The sequence below is a fragment of the Succinivibrio faecicola genome, from assembly GCF_019448115.1.
In the GTDB taxonomy this organism is placed as follows: domain Bacteria; phylum Pseudomonadota; class Gammaproteobacteria; order Enterobacterales; family Succinivibrionaceae; genus Succinivibrio; species Succinivibrio faecicola.
Map to the genome: position 1 here is coordinate 1 of NZ_JAGFNY010000022.1, position 16,200 is coordinate 16,200.

The 16,200-nt window shown below is 36.2% G+C and carries 17 protein-coding genes and 1 tRNA gene; 7 read left to right on the forward strand and 11 right to left on the reverse strand.

Annotation, left to right across the window (positions count from 1 at the left end; genetic code table 11):
- Nucleotides 1-121 precede the first annotated feature (121 nt).
- Nucleotides 122-1,471, forward strand: coding sequence for an RNA-binding domain-containing protein (locus J5V48_RS06645; protein WP_219937790.1), 1,350 nt, complete (start codon nt 122-124; stop codon nt 1,469-1,471).
- A 298-nt stretch (nt 1,472-1,769) separates the two neighbouring features.
- Here the strand turns inward: J5V48_RS06645 and J5V48_RS06650 are convergent, their stop codons facing one another.
- From J5V48_RS06650 to J5V48_RS06660, 3 genes are read right to left on the reverse strand one after another with little or no spacing between them, the layout of a single operon-like run.
- Nucleotides 1,770-2,765: an alpha-L-glutamate ligase-like protein gene (locus tag J5V48_RS06650; RefSeq protein WP_219937791.1), complete on the reverse strand. Its 996-nt coding sequence runs from the start codon at nt 2,763-2,765 to the stop codon at nt 1,770-1,772.
- A gap of 12 nt (nt 2,766-2,777) precedes the next feature.
- On the reverse strand, nt 2,778-4,457 hold the full coding sequence (locus J5V48_RS06655; RefSeq protein ID WP_219937792.1) for an inactive transglutaminase family protein: 1,680 nt from the start codon (nt 4,455-4,457) through the stop codon (nt 2,778-2,780).
- An 18-nt stretch (nt 4,458-4,475) separates the two neighbouring features.
- The gene (locus tag J5V48_RS06660; RefSeq protein ID WP_219937793.1) at nt 4,476-5,585 is read right to left on the reverse strand and encodes an ATP-dependent zinc protease family protein; all 1,110 of its coding nucleotides are present in this window, start codon (nt 5,583-5,585) and stop codon (nt 4,476-4,478) included.
- Between the two features lie 235 nt (nt 5,586-5,820).
- Here J5V48_RS06660 and nrdD point away from each other — a divergent pair, with 235 nt between their 5' ends.
- From nrdD to J5V48_RS06675, 3 genes are all read left to right on the forward strand, one after another.
- On the forward strand, nt 5,821-5,988 hold the full coding sequence (gene nrdD, locus J5V48_RS06665; protein ID WP_219937794.1) for an anaerobic ribonucleoside-triphosphate reductase: 168 nt from the start codon (nt 5,821-5,823) through the stop codon (nt 5,986-5,988).
- 299 nt (nt 5,989-6,287) lie between these two features.
- A complete protein-coding gene (locus tag J5V48_RS06670; RefSeq protein WP_219937795.1) occupies nt 6,288-7,097 on the forward strand; it encodes a hypothetical protein in 810 nt (269 codons plus the stop codon).
- Nucleotides 7,098-7,217: 120 nt separating this feature from the next.
- Entirely contained in the window at nt 7,218-7,715 is a 498-nt protein-coding gene (locus tag J5V48_RS06675) for a hypothetical protein (RefSeq protein WP_219937796.1), read from the forward strand.
- A 14-nt stretch (nt 7,716-7,729) separates the two neighbouring features.
- Here the strand turns inward: J5V48_RS06675 and J5V48_RS06680 are convergent, their stop codons facing one another.
- A complete protein-coding gene (locus J5V48_RS06680; protein WP_219937797.1) occupies nt 7,730-8,722 on the reverse strand; it encodes an MYG1 family protein in 993 nt (330 codons plus the stop codon).
- A gap of 114 nt (nt 8,723-8,836) precedes the next feature.
- Here J5V48_RS06680 and J5V48_RS06685 point away from each other — a divergent pair, with 114 nt between their 5' ends.
- The gene (locus J5V48_RS06685; protein ID WP_219937798.1) at nt 8,837-9,811 is read left to right on the forward strand and encodes a tRNA-dihydrouridine synthase family protein; all 975 of its coding nucleotides are present in this window, start codon (nt 8,837-8,839) and stop codon (nt 9,809-9,811) included.
- A complete protein-coding gene (locus J5V48_RS06690) occupies nt 9,792-10,277 on the forward strand; it encodes a hypothetical protein (protein ID WP_219937799.1) in 486 nt (161 codons plus the stop codon). Before J5V48_RS06685 ends, J5V48_RS06690 begins: the two co-directional genes overlap by 20 nt.
- A gap of 1 nt (nt 10,278) precedes the next feature.
- Here the strand turns inward: J5V48_RS06690 and J5V48_RS06695 are convergent, their stop codons facing one another.
- The 6 genes from J5V48_RS06695 to J5V48_RS06720 all read right to left on the reverse strand — a co-directional run bounded on the left by J5V48_RS06695 (nt 10,279) and on the right by J5V48_RS06720 (nt 14,765).
- A complete protein-coding gene (locus tag J5V48_RS06695; RefSeq protein WP_219937800.1) occupies nt 10,279-10,716 on the reverse strand; it encodes a hypothetical protein in 438 nt (145 codons plus the stop codon).
- Nucleotides 10,717-10,957: 241 nt separating this feature from the next.
- Nucleotides 10,958-11,905, reverse strand: coding sequence for a flagellin N-terminal helical domain-containing protein (locus J5V48_RS06700; RefSeq protein ID WP_219937801.1), 948 nt, complete (start codon nt 11,903-11,905; stop codon nt 10,958-10,960).
- Between the two features lie 318 nt (nt 11,906-12,223).
- The gene (gene tatC / locus J5V48_RS06705; protein WP_219937802.1) at nt 12,224-12,958 is read right to left on the reverse strand and encodes a twin-arginine translocase subunit TatC; all 735 of its coding nucleotides are present in this window, start codon (nt 12,956-12,958) and stop codon (nt 12,224-12,226) included.
- A gap of 5 nt (nt 12,959-12,963) precedes the next feature.
- Complete coding sequence (locus J5V48_RS06710) at nt 12,964-13,371, reverse strand: twin-arginine translocase TatA/TatE family subunit (RefSeq protein ID WP_219937803.1); 408 nt, start codon at nt 13,369-13,371, stop codon at nt 12,964-12,966.
- Nucleotides 13,371-13,547 carry a Sec-independent protein translocase subunit TatA gene (tatA, locus tag J5V48_RS06715; RefSeq protein ID WP_219937804.1) on the reverse strand — a complete coding sequence of 59 codons (177 nt, stop codon included), beginning with the start codon at nt 13,545-13,547 and terminating at the stop codon, nt 13,371-13,373. Before tatA ends, J5V48_RS06710 begins: the two co-directional genes overlap by 1 nt.
- Nucleotides 13,548-13,607: 60 nt before the next feature.
- On the reverse strand, nt 13,608-14,765 hold the full coding sequence (locus J5V48_RS06720; RefSeq protein WP_219937805.1) for a twin-arginine translocation signal domain-containing protein: 1,158 nt from the start codon (nt 14,763-14,765) through the stop codon (nt 13,608-13,610).
- Nucleotides 14,766-14,952: 187 nt separating this feature from the next.
- On the opposite strand from J5V48_RS06720, the gene J5V48_RS06725 reads away from it, so the two are divergent.
- Nucleotides 14,953-15,028 (forward strand) — tRNA-Gly (locus J5V48_RS06725).
- Between the two features lie 206 nt (nt 15,029-15,234).
- Here the strand turns inward: J5V48_RS06725 and J5V48_RS06730 are convergent.
- Nucleotides 15,235-15,963, reverse strand: coding sequence for a dihydrofolate reductase family protein (locus tag J5V48_RS06730; RefSeq protein ID WP_219937806.1), 729 nt, complete (start codon nt 15,961-15,963; stop codon nt 15,235-15,237).
- Nucleotides 15,964-16,200: the final 237 nt, after the last annotated feature.

Consider the following 16,200-nt stretch of genomic DNA (forward strand, 5'->3'; position numbering starts at 1 on the left):
TAAAACAAAATATAACTAATACAATCTATTTACTTCTTTTAGAAGTGACATTTTTTTTGTCACTTCTAATGTCACTTGTATTGTATAATTCTATTAGTTGGATAATTATGAGGATAAAGCCGTGAATTTAGGAAAAGAAACAGAAATGCTGGAATTTAAAAAGACTACCGGCGAAATCAGGGAAGCAATGGTGTCGATAGCAGCAATCTTAAATAAACACGGTGTCGGGACAATATACTTTGGCGTAAAACCAAATGGAGACGTGATTGGCCAGGATGTATCTGAATCATCGCTAAGAGATGTTTCCAGAGCTGTATACGAATCAATTAAACCGCAAATTTATCCAGTAATAAAAGAAGAAATACTCGATGATCGCAGTACGATAAAAGTCGAATTCAGTGGTGAAAACACCCCATATTCTGCAGCAGGACGCTATTATCTAAGAACAGCAGATGAAGATCGAGAGGTAACACCTGAAGAGCTCAAAGCATTCTTTGGAGTTAATAAGTATCGTGAAAAATGGGAAAAAGAGAAGTCCGAATCTACAGAGAAACAGATTGATCACGCCTCAATGAAAAAATTCTGGGAAAATGCTATTGCAGCAGGCAGACTACCAGAAGGCAGATATACATGTCCTATTATTCTTAAAAGGTTCGGCTTGATAAACAACGGTTTTTTAACCAAAGCAGGTGAAGCTTTATTTGGAAATAATCATCCTATATCTCTTAAAGCAGGAATCTTCGCTACCGATGAAAAGCTCACAATTTTAGATATGCAGTTTTATGAAGATAATATCTTCAATCTTTTAAAGATTGCAGAAGATTATATTCTTAAAAACATACGCTGGAAAATTGAAATAATCGAGATGGAAAGGACAGAAACCCCAGAGATCCCTGTTGCAGTTATAAGAGAGGTTCTTGCTAATAGCTTTGCTCATGCTATGTATGCAGGAAGAACAAGTCACGAAATATGTATTCATCCAGGAAAGATTACAATCTATAACCCAGGAGAATTTGCAAGCAGACACAAGCCTGAAGAATATATAAAGAAGAATATTGAATCAGAGATAAGAAATCCAACTATTTCCAAGGTGTTATTCTTAAATAAATCTATAGAAAAATTTGGAAGTGGATTTAAACGAATTGATAGTCTCTGTAAGGATTCAGGCGTAAGCTATTCTTATGTTAACGATTCTAATGGGTTCAAATTTGTGCTAAATCGTAATGCTATTACTGCAGATGCAACTGTTGAGACAACAACTTATGCAGCCATCAAAAAACTAAACGATACAGAAAAAACAATTCTAGAGTTATTGAAATATAAGCCAAACTCATCAAGAGAAGATCTTGCGGAAAAAACATCTAAAACTGTTCGAACTATTCAACGTGCACTGAATACTCTAAAAGATCAGGGACTAATTGAGAGAGAAGGTGCAAAACAAAATTCTATTTGGAAAGTTAAGAAGAATTGATGCTAAAATCCACAACATCTTATTAGAAGTGACATTTTTTTTGTCACTTCTAATGTCACTTCTAAACAAAGTTGAGCTTACAGACGATCATTAAGACAACTCAACAATCATTTCTTTTGGGGGATGCGGACAAAATCCTGGATACCTAAACGAGGTGATCTATGGCATATACAGTCCAACAGATAAATGCAGCATTAAACTGTATGACAAATTTAAAAAGGTTGTTCCTACAGTCAGGCAGTTAGCAACTGCATCCTCTTGCTTTTGCAGGAGGAGCATGTCAAAAAGGAAATAGAATTTAATCTTTGAAAACACCAAAGTGCTGCATTGAGAAAGCTACTCTTTGTTCAACACTAAGACGGTGTTTTTTAGTCATAGCTTCAATCAGTCTGAGTCTTGGCAGTAATCCTGCATTGTTACAGATCTGAATTGCAAGGCCTGGTCTTGCGTTAAGTTCAAGAAGCATAGGTCCCTTGTCTCTATCAAGTACAATATCAGTACCTATATACCCAAGTCCTGACATGTCATAACAGGATGAAGCAAGCTCTAAAACCTCTCTCCAGTGAGGGACACGAAGTTCTGAGAGAACCTTGTCTGTGTCAGGATGAATTGTAATAGGCTCATTGTGCTGTACAGCTCTTACAGCTCTTCCTGTATTAAGACATATTCCGACACCTACTGCACCCTGATGCAGATTAGCTTTGCCATCTGATGCAGATGTTGAAAGTCTCATCATAGACATTACAGGAAAGCCCTGGAATACGATAACACGTGTATCAGGAACACCGTCATAGCTGTAACCTGAGAAAACATTATCAAAGTGGATCAGATCTTCAATAAGTGCAATATCCTGCTTTCCACCAAGAGAGAACAATCCTGCAAGAATGTTTGTAACATGTCTTTTAAGTTCGTGCTCTGTAATTTCCTGACCTGATGTCTTGATAAAATTACCTGTGGTTTTGCTTTTATCCTTTATAACAAGAATACCTTTACCACCTGAGCCATGAGCTGGTTTTATGCAGAATTCCTTATGATCACCTATTATTTCAAGTACGTTTGATACCTGATGCTGGTTCTCAATAGATCCGATAAGAACAGGTGTTTTCACATTGTTCTTTAAAGCAATCTTTTTTGTCAAAAGCTTGTTGTCAACAAGAGGGTAAAGATCACGTCTGTTATATCTGCTGATGTAATTGACGTTTCTCTGGTTCATACCCATAATGCCGTCTTTTGTCATTTCAAAAGGTGAGGCATAACGATCCTTTAAATCTTTTAAAGCTTTTAATATATTCATTTTTAGCCCTGATTATTTCTGATCGTTTTGTGACTTTTGATCATTGTTTAGCTTTTGTACTACCTCGTTTTTCCACTCTCTGTAGGTATTGTGTGGATCTGCTTTTATCTTGGCTAATTCCTTCGACAGCCTTGAAGCTTCTCTTTCTGTCTGATCGCCATTCTGGTAGATTTTAATCTGCTCAGCAAGTGGCTTGAATCTCTTAAGCTCTGAGAGTCTAAAACCAGTGTAATTACCCATTATAAGTACTAAAGAGAGCAGAATGAGCTGAATACCCAGGAAGTTGAATGTCAGGTGCTGAATAAAGAAGCTGCTCATAGACAGATAAGCGCATACTGCAACAAACAGTGAGCCGCCACCTTGTTTAATTACTTCCTTATATCCTTCCTCTTCCCAGAGAATTGACATTCTTTCAATAGTCCATGAAAGAATAATCATTGGGAAGAAAGTAATCTTGACACCTTCTGTAAGACCAATCTTGTATGTGAAGAATGAAATCATTCCGATAAGGGCAATAACAGTAATGATAACAGCTGAAATTCTAGCTACCAGCAACAGATTCAGATGTGACAGCCATGATCTTACTATAAGACCTACACCTACTATGGATACGAAACCTACAAGACCAAATGTTAGTGATGTCTGCAAAAATGACATTGCAATAAGTACAGGCATAAATGTACCTGATGTCTTAATACCAACGATGATTCTCAAGAATACGACTATCACAACACCAATAGGCAGCAGCAGCAATCCTTTAAACAGAGACTGCTCCTCAACTGGCAAAGCAGATAATGATAAAGGCACAAGCTCCTCTCCTGCAGCCATATCAACATTTGCCTTTCTTTGACCAGCTTCGATTGCAGAAACAGAATTTGAAATAGTTGTAAAGCTTACTAAAGCGTTTTTACCACCTGAAATATCAAGTAGAGAATTACCATTATCTGTCCAGATAAGCTGATTTTTTGTAAGACCAGTTGTACCGTTCTGAGGATTAAATACCTTATACTCTGTACCATTGAATACAGCAACATAAGGTTTTAATTTTTGATTTCTTCTGCCGTCTTTAAGATCAAGCACACCTATAACACGGCTTTGAACCTTGCCAAGTTGCAGGATATGAACCAGAAGCTCAGCTCTTTTGTATTTTGCAAAGAGCATAGATGTAATCTCATTATCCTGATTGAGTTCGTGTATTACCTGATTTGCAAATGTATAAGGTGATGAGCTTCTTGATAGAGCAGTCTGTGCAATTTCAATCATTGCTGTGTTGTATGGCTCTGACTCAACATTTGGTTCAAGAGCAGGAACAATCATTGATGAATTGTTTGAACTGTCATCTACAAGAATGTCTGCTCTGTAGTATAGGATCTGAAGGCCGTTTGCATCACGCTTTGTCCACTCAACATATGATGATCCGTCTTTTTTTAGATAGTTAACACCATAACCTAAGGATGCAGTGTTCTGTGATAACTGAGTAAATCCAGGTTGAACTGCAGGAAGAGCAAGTTTGATTTCAGCAGCCTGCTCTGATCTTGGTTCAAATTCAACTCTTGCCTCAACAGTCCAGATCTTCTTTTGAACGTCAGGGATAAATGGTACATCAAATGTTATTTTCTGGTATGCAACTAATAGAATACCTACAAAAAGCAGAACCGCTGTTACAAAGTAAAAAAGACCGCGAGAAATCATTCTTTTATCCTGAACTTATTATTTTTTATTGTTTTTCTTGTTTAAAAATGGATTTGCTTTTAAGGATGAAGCCTCATTTTCCTCTTCTTCCTGTAAGGCTTTTTCTGCAGCCTTTTTCTTTTGCTGTTTTTTATCAAGCTTTAATGCAGGCTTCTTTCCTTCTTTCTGTTCAATCTGATTGTTTACAGATGGCAATGCTACTTGTGCGTTTGTACCAAGACTTTCAGCTCCATCTGTTGCCTTGTTTGCAATCTGACCGCCTTTGTTGAGTTTTTGCAGAATGTCATATTCAGCATTCAGATTGATGCCGTTCTTTACAGCCTCGATATAGTCATCGGTGCATACGATTAAAAGACCGGTTTTGTCAGAACGGCCCTGAACATAGCGACGGGAAACGTCAACAACCGCAATATCAGTAAGCAGGTTTCTGCCTATAAGCAGTGCGTACTGCATCTTTGTTCTGTCAATCAGGTTGAACTCAGCAGTTGTAGAGAAATCACCGATTTTGATGTTGAGTTTAACAACAGGTCTGTAGCTGTACCCATCAATAGATGACTGACGTAGTTTTGTTTGTTTTACATATGGAGCTTCAACTTCAATTGTTCTGTCATTGTGGATAATCTTAAAGCGAAGCCACTTTTTGGAATTTCTTTCAAACTCTACAATATCGCTTGCAGAAATAGAGCTTTGTGATGCACCTGTATCGATACGGGCAACGATTGTTGAATCTGCCTCTTTTACATAAACATATTCATCTTCTCCGAGGATCATTTTTCCATCAGGAGTCTGAAGATCATAGTTTCTAAGAGGTTTGATTTTCATACTTTCACCATTTCTTTCTTTTTGTGCAAGAAGTGTGTCGTATAAATACTGATTCTGTCTCTGAAGGGTTTTGAGCTCTTCTAGCATCTGTCTTTTGAGCTGATTGTTTGAATGTTCAACCTGCGATTTAATAGCGCCGATAGTTGCTCTTTGATCTGACAGCTCTCCGTTAATGCTGTCTATAGTTCCGCTTAATGTGATTAGCTTATCGTTTATGTCCTGTTTTTCGGCACATAAAGTTGTGTCTGCAAAAGCAAGAGCACATGTAAATAAAAGTGTTTTTATTATAGTTTTTCTAGTATTCATTTTAAGGCCAGAAATGTATTGTTATTTTTGAGCAAAATATACCACAAATATTGGTGAATGGCTTAATACTTTATTTATAATTTAATTTCTTATTGAGAATAGTTATCAATAAGTTGAAAATGAAAAATTTTTTTGTATTATTTAAATAGAAAACTTTTGAAACAAAGTGTTTTCACTGCTGTATAATCAGCGCATTTTGAAAACAGTCTTTTATTCTTGCAGGGGTATTATATATATGAACAATTATTGTCACCTTAGAGCAAATCGTGAAGGATTTGTAGGCAAAGGCGTTAAATTTCAGAGAATCAGAAGGGTGACAGGTTATCTTGTTGGTACCTTAGACAGATTTAACGATGGTAAGAAGTCTGAAGAGTCACAGAGAGTAAAGCACATGCACCTGTAAAACAAATCAGACTATCGTGCTGTACAGTTTATAAAGTTTGCACATAGTAATCTTTGCTACAGTAAAAAAAATACTGTAGCTTTTTTTTTATTAAAAAAATTAGCATTTGCTTAGAAAAATTTAAATTTTTTGTATATATATCATTACTTTATTAGATTATGCTTATTACATACACATATTAAAAATGTGTCTGTATTTAACATGTTTTTCTTGATCATACTCACATATCATTCCTATAATTTTTTTCATAAGAATAACTTACTGGTATGTGTCGGTTTTAATTTTAGGAAAAAATTTAAATGGCATTAGTAAAAAAAAGTCTACTAGCTTTAACTGTTGCAGCTACTTTATCAGGAAGTGCTAACGCAGCGTTCTTTTTAACTCCATCCTATACTGGTTCATCTGCAGATGAATTATCTTATTCAAAAGTTGGTGTTACACTTGGTAATGAGTATGTATACGGTGGTTTCTCTTTTAGAGATTATGATATTGACCACGCAAAGGATATCGAGGCTAAGGATATCTTCTTTGGTGGTGAATACCGTGCACAGTTAGATTCAAAACTAGGTTACTTTGTTGGTGGTAGTCTCGATTTCTCATATGATGAGGAATTTGATTTTACTGAGAGCTACAATGTAAATGCATTTGGCGGTTTAACATATGATCTAGGTAGTGGTCTGTCTGTAGTTGGCGGTTTAGGTACTTATTTAACTGCTCCAAAGAATTTCTTCTACCCAGTTCTAATGGCCAAGTACAAAAATTCAAATGATCTTGGTTTATCATTTATCGCTGGTCTTCCAACCACTTCTTTAACCTACAGATTCTCAAATATGTTCGCTGTTGCAGCAGATGTAAAATTTGCTACTGCAGAGCCTATGGTATACATGGAAAATTACTACAGAAACTACGATGTATACATGCTTGACAAGTCAAGAGAAGTATCTGTTGCAGCTTTATTCTCACCTGCTGACAGACTGTCATTAAAGGCAGGCGTTGGTTACACCTTTGACAGAAAGCTCAAGTACTACAACGCTGATGGTGATGAGATCGCAAGATACGATGTTGATGATGACTTAAAGGTATTTGTTTCAGGCTCATTTACCTTCTAATTCATACTCAGCATAGTATGAGATGCCAGTCATAGTAAAATATGTCTGGCATTTTTTCTCTTCATAAGTCTACAATAAGACATATTTGGGAGAATTAGCAAAATTATTCTAGGAGATCATATGACATCTAACACAGTTTTATCTATTGCTAGGTTAAGTATTTTTCTCCCATTAATTGCAGTTTGCTCAAATACCTATGCAAACGACAATCAGGATCTTCTGCAAGAAGATCTCGTCAATGGTTACAGTACCGTATACAGAGTAACAAAGACCATTTCCAAAAACGTTAAGTTTATCTCCACAAAATTTGATAAAGATCTGGATATTCTGGACAGCAGTATTCTTGATACTCCTGTAGAGGAGAGCGTTTTTCCAAATTCAGTCCGTGGCGTAAAAGAGGTTGCCAGACCTGGCGATTACGTTATGCTCAAAGGATATTTCTTCAGCAAGGCCGATGAGCTTGTCTATGAATTTCATGATGAGCAGGAAGATGCTCTTTTTGTTGAATTTGATGAGATCCCTGAAAACTTCATGCTGGGTGAGTATTTTCTCTTGTGGGCAAAGGTCACTAAAAATGAAAAACAGACCTTTATAAAGGGTCTGTCTTTATCAAACTAGTAATTTTCTTAATATCAGGCCTGCTTTTCTTCAAGACCTTTTTCAAGCCACAGTTTTGCAAGCTCAAGATTATCCTCATAGGTCATTGCGCCACCTGTGAAACCGGACTTGTGAATAAATGTCATATTGCTAAGACCGGTTGCTTCATCAAGATCCTTGTCATTAAGTCCTCTCCATGAAGCAGGGGCAGGAAGTCTGTTGGTGAAGCGCTGAGCTTTTGATAAAGGTAGTGACTGAACTCTCCATCGATTATTTCTATCTGGATATACGGCAATAAGACAGTCTTTGAAAACATCAGGATAATTTAGTACAGCCTGTGTCCATGGATATTTTTCATGCATAATCAGGATCTGTCCGCCTGTATATATTTCAAGAACCTTTGCAATGCCACTTTCAGTACAAATAGCATTAATTGAAGCAGATAAAAGAAGAGTTTTTAGTATTTTTACTGTCTGTAAAAATGCTTTATCCTGATCCTGTCCAACCTGGCTTGGAAGATTCATCATAGCTACAAGATACGGAATATCAGGGGTAGATGAATGAAAATCTGACAGTCTGTTTAAAACTTCCAACTCACCATCTGTTTTAGGAGCTGCAATATCATGTACATATGATGTAAGCTGGCCGTTGTCATTCAGATCAACTGGGATCATGATTTCTTTATCGATTCTTTCAAAAGCCATATCGATAATTTTTGCAGATGGAGTAAATTTAAGACTGGTTGTTGCTGCAACCTTCTTTAGATACTCTTTTCCGAACTTTTTCCACATAAGACCTGCAGTGGCATATTTGACACCATTATCTCTGCAGAGGGTAAATTCCTTTGAATGATGGTCAAAATGCTTGCTGTCATTTTTGTTTGAAACATCTATGACAATATCAGCTTTCTCAAGTTCAGTTTCATCCCTTGAACGTATAATAGTGCTGTTTTCGTGTAAGAATGTTAAAATAGCGCAGGCTGTTGTTTCATCGGCATGGAAACTGCCATCGTGAGTTGCAATTATCATATAGACTCCTTTGATCAACAGATTGTAGCATAAATATGCTTAATTTTTGTATTGAAGATTAACCTTAATCAAACTTTTCAGTAATAAAACACCATAAGTATCGGAAATATTCAAATGGCAAAGACAGTTTACCTAGCTCCTTTAGAAGGTCTTGCAGATGCTCCTATGAGAGAAGTTTTATGCAGACATGGTCATTATGACAGATGCTATTCTGAATTCCTTCGAGTAACCGATCTTGTAATGCCTGAAAAGACAATGATTAGAGAAGTTCCTGAATTCAATACAGGATGTAAAACTGCTGATGGTACCCCTATCGGTATTCAGTTTTTAGGTGACAACAAGGATACTATTTCAAAATCTGCTTTAAAAGCTTATAACCTTGGCGCCCGCTTTATTGATATGAATTTTGGTTGCCCATCAAGATTTGTTCATCACGGCGGTGCTATGCTTTTAAAAGAGCCTGAACTTATGCATTCAATTGTAAGTGAATTAAGACAGACTCTACCTGATGACTGTTCATTAAGTGTAAAGGTAAGACTTGGTTTTTCTGATCAGAGCGAAGCACCTGAAATTATAAGGAGCATCGCTATTGACGGTGTATCAGAGATTACTGTTCACTGCAGAACAAGAAAAGGTCTTTACAGGGATGATGCTTTAAACTGGTCTGCACTAAAGGATCTTCATGAGATTGCAGGCAGAGTGAAACTCATTGCAAACGGTAATATCAATTCCTATGAGGATTCTTTATTATGTCAGCAGCAGACATTGTGTGACAGCTTCATGTGCGGAAGAGGTGCTTTTAGTGTTCCAAATCTTGGTGCTGTTATCAAGGATAAGGCAAAACCTTACAGCCTGAGTCAGATCCTTAAGACTGATATTGAAGTAATAGAAACCTTTTCTAAAACTGATAGAACTCAAAAAGTTGTAATGGATAGGGCAAAACAGTTTTTAGGATATGCAAGAGCTCACAGAATTGAGTTAAAACCTTTCTTTTTAGTTTTCTGCAGATGTCAAAATATTAAGGAAGGACTAGAATTATTAGAAGAAAAGATAAAATCTGAGGAACAAAATGAATCCTGGAATAATTAAATTACTGTGCGCACTTGCAGCATCTGTCGTCGCATCATCTGCAATGGCAGATTTTAAAGTTGCAACCTATCCGCCTGTTCCTGAGTCCTGGTCTGTTACAATCGAGGGTAATACTGTTATTTATGAATCACCTGTCAGTAAGAAACAGACAACACCTCTAACAAAGATTTTATTTACATATACAAAAAGAACAGAGAATAAGAATGCAGAGCTTTTAATGCTTGAATATGTAAAAAAGCATGAATGCAAAGAGCCAAGTAAACTTGGTAAAGGTTTTTATACAGCCTCCTGTTCTGATATTGGCCGCGATGTTGTAATTGTTGGCGAGCCAAATAATATGTATCAGATAGAGATTGCAGGTGATTACAATTCTGTTGCTCTTGAGCTTATCAATTCCTATCTAAATGCTATTGTTGGTGGCAAGAAAACCTTTGAAGACAGAGATATTGGTGAAAACAAGGACTAGTCTAGTGAAGCCTTTTTTCAAAGGTTAGTGTAGACAGCGAATAATTTTCAAGAATACTCTTAATAAGTGAAAACTGTCTGATTAGATGAAAAGTCAGGCGGTTTTTCTTTTTTAGAATCAAAAGTGCGTTTCCTTCGTTTTCAGAAGACAGAGTAAAGCTCTTTGAGTTTGTCGCAGGATAAAGCGTTATACTGTCGCTTTGTTTACTGAATGTGACATTAAGATTAAGCACCTTTTCATCGAATGTAACTTCAATAATCTTTTTTATAAGAAGATCATCTATCTTATCTGTTGAAAAAAACATATCAGCGTTTTTTCCATCAAGCACAATTCCTCTGTAATAACAGTCATTGTTACATACTTCATGTTCTGTAAGGATCTTGAAAACTGCACTGTCAGATCCATCTATGCTTTTGATAATGCTATGTATATTTTCCATGTCATTATTCTATAGCAAAAACAAGACCAATCAAATTTAATAATCTGATTGAAATGAAAAGAAATAGATCAGGTGAATAGTGGTGAATTATTAAAAAAAAGAAATCGTTACGCAGCACAAAGTACCACATAATCAAATTCTCAGAAGACTGCCTCCAAAAAGGGCCGGGTTTTCCCGGCCAATGAGCTATAATGCTCAGGAGAGAAACCTTCTTACGGTTTATTCGTAAATTCTATTTATACTAGCCTCCCTGTAATAGAGACATTGCAATTGATGGTCTCTGGTTGGCCTGAGTCAAGATTGATGTTGCAGACTGCTGAATAATCTGCTGTGCTGCAAGATTTGATGACTCTTCAGAGTAATCGGTATCACGGATACGTGATCTTGCATCGGAAACGTTTTCTGCAACGTTTTCCTGGTTTCTGATTGTAGATTCCATACGGTTTTGTATAGCACCAAGCTCAGCACGCTTAGAATCTACAACATTGATAATTTTATCGATGGTTTCAATGGTATATTGAGCATTAGACTGTGAATAGCAGTTGAATTCATACTTACCGTTAGCATTTTTATAAAGACCGGTACTTGTTGCATCAGCTAAGTTAGTAGGAATATTAGTTTTTACAATATTACCTTGCTCTTTTACAATTCCTGATAGTGTAAAACCATTTGACATTGTAATTTCAAGAGTATCAAAGGCATAGGCACCAATCTGGAAGCTGATTTTACCTTCTGAATTTAGAACACCACCGTTATGAGCGCCGTTTGCACCAGCAATACACTGTCTACCACCGAAGGTTGTCTTACATGCTATACGTGTGATTTCCTGTGATAACTGGGAAACTTCTTCCTGAATTGCTTTTCTATCAATAGTGGTATTAGTACCGTTAGCAGCCTGAAGTGCTAAAGTACGGATACGCTGTAGCATTGATGTGGTTTCATCTAACGCACCTTCCATGGTCTGACACAGAGCAATACCGTCATTGGCATTTCTATTACCCTGTTTTAAACCATTAATCTGGTTTGTTAAACGATCTGAAATCTGTAAACCTGCAGCATCGTCCTTTGCAGAATTGATACGCAGACCAGATGATAAACGCTGGAAGGTTGTATCTAACGCTTTAGTAGCATTAGATAATCGTCTTTGTGAATTTATAGACGATGTATTTGTCTGTACATATAGTGCCATTTTTTTCTCTCCTAAATAATGCTGTTGAGCATTTTTATTTGTGTAAAACATAATGAATTATTCATGCCAACTTTTAAAAATAATTATTCAAAATTAGCTAATATACTGATAATAAAGAATAAAATTTGAAGATTAAGTACGATAAGAGATTTCAAAAATATGTCATTTTGGCTTTATGGCAAAAAATTGCCACAAATTTTTGCCATATTGCCATGTTTGCAAATGCCAAAAAATGAACAGCGGAAAAATTAAGATTTGTTATGCTTTATGACTACAGATAATAAGACAAGATTTTTTTGCTGTATAAGAGAATGTATATCAAATATCTTCTGTAGCAATTTGAACATTTGTTTTCTTGCAAAAGAGTGAGCAAACTGCAATACCTATTTCGTAGAGTAAAACAGCAGGAAGAGCAAGAAGAAGCTGACTTGTGACATCAGGTGGAGTGATTATTGCAGAAACTGCAAAAGCAGTAACAATGACATATCTTCTGTATTTTTTTAGAGTTGCAAGTTTTACTATTCCTGTCATATATAAAAAAACAACGATAACAGGAATTTCAAAACCAAAACCAAAAGCTATAAACATCTGCAGGATAAAACCAAGACTTTCACTAATATCAGGTGCAAACTGAACATTGTCTGGTGAAAAATTATCAATAAAGCTGAATACTAGTGGAAAAACGACATAATAGCAGTAAATCAGACCACAAAAAAACATAAGCAATGATATGAGTGCAAACAGCACAGTCAGCTGCTTTTCTTTCTTAAAAAGACCTGGTGAGACAAATCTCCACAAGATATACAGATTAAATGGTAAAGACAGTAAAAATGAACTAAAAAGAAGTATTTTTACAGGAACCATAACAGGAGATGTCACAGCTACGCTAAGAAACTGTCTGTCGGTACAGATAATATGGGAAAAAGGATCCATTAAAAAAGTGAAGAGCTCTTTTGTAAATGGAGATAATAAAGCTAAAGTTAGCAGAAATATCACAATCATTTTAATAATTGATGCTCTTAGTTTATTAAAATTATCAAGAAACGAGCTCATATATATCAGATATCCTTTTCTTTTAGCTGTGCCTTTAGATCTTTTAACTCAAGCTCTATTGCATCAATCCTCTTTAAAAAATCAACATCTTTGGTGATTGCAGATGAATTTACTTGTGTGTTATCAAAAGAACTGAGTGTTTTTGAAATCTCTGAGCCTAAAGGCTGCACCTTTGATGTAAAAACAGAGTTTGTTTCCGTAGAACAATCATTTTTTGTATCATTAAAAGAGCAGACATTATCATTTGAAGCATCTATGAAATTAAGCTCATTTTTAAGTTTTATATATTGTCTTTTTGCATTGTTTATAAAATCACCTGCTTTTACGAAAAGAGAGACTGTTTGCTTTGGACCTAGAACAAGTAAAGCTACAGCAACAAGCAAAAGCAGGCTTGGAAAAGAGAATCCAAACATTATGCTTTGTCTTCAGATTTGTCAGTTGTACTCTTAGGATCTGCGTTTAGGCTTTCTTTAAAACCTTTAACCGCACTACCTAGATCCTTACCAAGATCCTTAATCTTTGATGTTCCAAAAAGTAATGCAATTACTAAAAATACAATTGCCCAGTGCCAAATAGAAAAAGTACCCATAAAAACTCCTGAATAAAGGTCGCAATGCGACCTTTTATTAAATGTTATTAAATGAAAAGATTATTTTTCAATGCATAAAAGAGCTGCTTGTTTAGCTGCGCTGTAAGGATCAGAAGATACACTCAGATCGTTTTGGTATCTCATGAAACTGTAGTTTGCACCGATATAATTACGAAGAGAGTTGAATCTTAATCCATCAAGCTCAGAATTTTTCATGCCGAAAACATCAGTTGCAACCTTCTTTAGTGCAGCAATACTTTCTTTTGCAGCAGGAACGCTGAGCACAAAGTCATGATCACCTAAATGAACCAGGAAGCCTGCCTGTCTGTGAGGAGTATTAAGATGCTTTCCATCAGAGCTTAAAAGCTTCATTCTGACAGGATCTACCTGGCATAGAACAGCTGCAGCCTTAATATAATCAACTACAGATTTTTCGTCGTTTTCGCTGCCAGGATGATCGTGAGCGCAGGCCTGTGCGACGATAACATTAGCAGGAAGATTGCGATGTATTGATTCTGCTATTGAGAAAATATGATGTGCGCCAGTGCCACCAATCTGGTATTCATGTAAAGATGATCCATCTTTTTTCCACTGGAAAACGTATGGTTTTGCCAGATCATGTAAAAGCTGACCTGCTACAGCCTCATCATAGATAGCGTCGTACTTGTAAAACTTTTTGTATGATTCAAGAAGACTTAATGTAACCATTACGTTAACAGCTGTATGTGTTACAAGACCGCCAGGATATGCGTGATGGCTCTGATAACCACTGCCAGGAGCACTGAAAAATGGCTGTGGAGCTGCACCTGATAAATCAAATGGTGGCAGGAATTTATCATAAGGAGTCTTGCTTTCATCAATAAGATTTTGATTTTTTAGCTGACTGTAAACAGCTTTTTTCAGATCCTCATCTGCAAACTTAAAAGCAAATGTAGGTGCTGTATTGTTATAAATTGACAGAACCTTGTTTTTCAGATCCTGATTATGAATGGTGTCAATCACTGACATAAGGTATCTGAATGCATAACCTACAAGAGCAGATGATCTTGCAATTTCAACAGGATCTGTAGGAATACTGTCCAGTTTTATCTTTGCAATCTTTTCATTGTTCAATGCATAAGCTGGTGAGAAAAGAGAGCTGATACCGGTAACTGCAGTAGCGCATGCTGTAAGTTTTAGAAAATTGCGACGAGACAAGTCGGTTGTATTGTTAGACATAAATAAATCTCCAAAATTTGTTTCGCTAATATTGTCTTAATGCAATATTTAAGAATTATTAAGTAGATGTAATATTTGAGTGAAGATGTAAGGTATTTTGTAAAGGATTAAAAAATATAGATTGAAAAAAAAATTAAAAAAAATGTTGACAGATTAAAATTATGGTCTATAATGGCACACATCGGATGCGGGAATAGCTCAGTTGGTAGAGCATAACCTTGCCATGGTTAGGGTCGCGAGTTCGAACCTCGTTTCCCGCTCCAGATAAGATAGAAGAGCACTTGAAAGTCTCTTCTTTTTTTTACCCGTTCGTAACAAAAAATCTCCAAGACTCATAGCCTTTTGGAACTTTTCTGTCTCTGCTTGTATTTATCAGATCTTTAGTTTGTTTAATAAGATGAACTGCAATACAATGATCCTAATCAGACACGATTGCATATCACACAGAAAGCTTATTACAGGCTTTGGTTCAATTCTCAAGTGTGTAGTAGTGAAAGCGGTAGCGCAGTCTTACAACTCCTGCTCGTAAAGCCTCACAGCTTATAAGCTCTAAAGATTGTCCTCTGCATGGCAGTTCGTCAGAATTTCCTTTGTACTCAAAAATTGAGCTTACACCTGAAAGTCCGTCAAGTCCTGGATAAAGAACTATATAAAGTTCATCAATAAGACTTTGCTTTAGAAAGGATCCGTTTAAAACACCGCCTCCGCATAAAAGAACATTTTTCAGACCAAAATCTGAATAGAGGCTTGAAAGAGCTTCTTTTAGCTGATAACCATCAGCACCTGCAAAGGTATATGATATTTCTTTTTTTCTTAAAAATTCCAGATACTCTTCACTGGCACTATCATGACCTAGTACAACAAGCAGATCGTTTCCAAAGATATTGCTGCTCTCATAGGCTATTGTTCCTTTTGGATCAAATACAGCAGCGATTCTTCCGTGTTTTCTGATCCCAAGAAATGGTTTTGCCCTGTTTATTTTTGTGAAGGTATCATTACAGAATGTTTTATTACAGTGGTGTCTTAATACAGCACTACGACCAATAAGGCATACCTCAGGATTTATTGATGCTAAAGTTTCGTTATAGACATCAATCTGGCCTTCTCCGTTCTTGTCAAAAAGAACAGACCATCTTGATTCATCAATCCTGCCGTCAACCGAGCATTCCATAAGACAGGTTATTTTCTGCATTGTCATAGCTATGTACTTTCATTTTTTTGTGTATAGGCATAGTTTGACACACTTCTTTAAGTGATTCTAGGATCTTTTTTAAATAAATTCAGCAGCATTAACCTGTTTTATCAAAAGGCGCCTTAAACCAGATCATTCATGAATGATCCAAGGATTAATATTAGTCACTGGTATTTTCTTTTAATCTAATGTCTGTTGATAAAACAGCCATGACTTAACATGAAAAAGCAAAATCAATGACAA

What these genes read in the sequence shown, in the direction of transcription:
- J5V48_RS06690 (WP_219937799.1), top strand. Translation starts at nt 9,792, where the DNA reads ATGAATCCTGGAATAATTAAATTACTGTGCGCACTTGCAGCATCTGTC.
- nrdD (WP_219937794.1), top strand. Translation starts at nt 5,821, where the DNA reads ATGAACAATTATTGTCACCTTAGAGCAAATCGTGAAGGATTTGTAGGC.
- J5V48_RS06720 (WP_219937805.1), bottom strand. Translation starts at nt 14,765, where the DNA reads ATGTCTAACAATACAACCGACTTGTCTCGTCGCAATTTTCTAAAACTT.
- J5V48_RS06710 (WP_219937803.1), bottom strand. Translation starts at nt 13,371, where the DNA reads ATGTTTGGATTCTCTTTTCCAAGCCTGCTTTTGCTTGTTGCTGTAGCT.
- J5V48_RS06685 (WP_219937798.1), top strand. Translation starts at nt 8,837, where the DNA reads ATGGCAAAGACAGTTTACCTAGCTCCTTTAGAAGGTCTTGCAGATGCT.
- J5V48_RS06730 (WP_219937806.1), bottom strand. Translation starts at nt 15,963, where the DNA reads ATGACAATGCAGAAAATAACCTGTCTTATGGAATGCTCGGTTGACGGC.
- J5V48_RS06660 (WP_219937793.1), bottom strand. Translation starts at nt 5,585, where the DNA reads ATGAATACTAGAAAAACTATAATAAAAACACTTTTATTTACATGTGCT.
- J5V48_RS06655 (WP_219937792.1), bottom strand. Translation starts at nt 4,457, where the DNA reads ATGATTTCTCGCGGTCTTTTTTACTTTGTAACAGCGGTTCTGCTTTTT.
- J5V48_RS06680 (WP_219937797.1), bottom strand. Translation starts at nt 8,722, where the DNA reads ATGATAATTGCAACTCACGATGGCAGTTTCCATGCCGATGAAACAACA.
- J5V48_RS06670 (WP_219937795.1), top strand. Translation starts at nt 6,288, where the DNA reads ATGGCATTAGTAAAAAAAAGTCTACTAGCTTTAACTGTTGCAGCTACT.
- tatA (WP_219937804.1), bottom strand. Translation starts at nt 13,547, where the DNA reads ATGGGTACTTTTTCTATTTGGCACTGGGCAATTGTATTTTTAGTAATT.
- J5V48_RS06695 (WP_219937800.1), bottom strand. Translation starts at nt 10,716, where the DNA reads ATGGAAAATATACATAGCATTATCAAAAGCATAGATGGATCTGACAGT.
- J5V48_RS06700 (WP_219937801.1), bottom strand. Translation starts at nt 11,905, where the DNA reads ATGGCACTATATGTACAGACAAATACATCGTCTATAAATTCACAAAGA.
- J5V48_RS06675 (WP_219937796.1), top strand. Translation starts at nt 7,218, where the DNA reads ATGACATCTAACACAGTTTTATCTATTGCTAGGTTAAGTATTTTTCTC.
- tatC (WP_219937802.1), bottom strand. Translation starts at nt 12,958, where the DNA reads ATGAGCTCGTTTCTTGATAATTTTAATAAACTAAGAGCATCAATTATT.
- J5V48_RS06650 (WP_219937791.1), bottom strand. Translation starts at nt 2,765, where the DNA reads ATGAATATATTAAAAGCTTTAAAAGATTTAAAGGATCGTTATGCCTCA.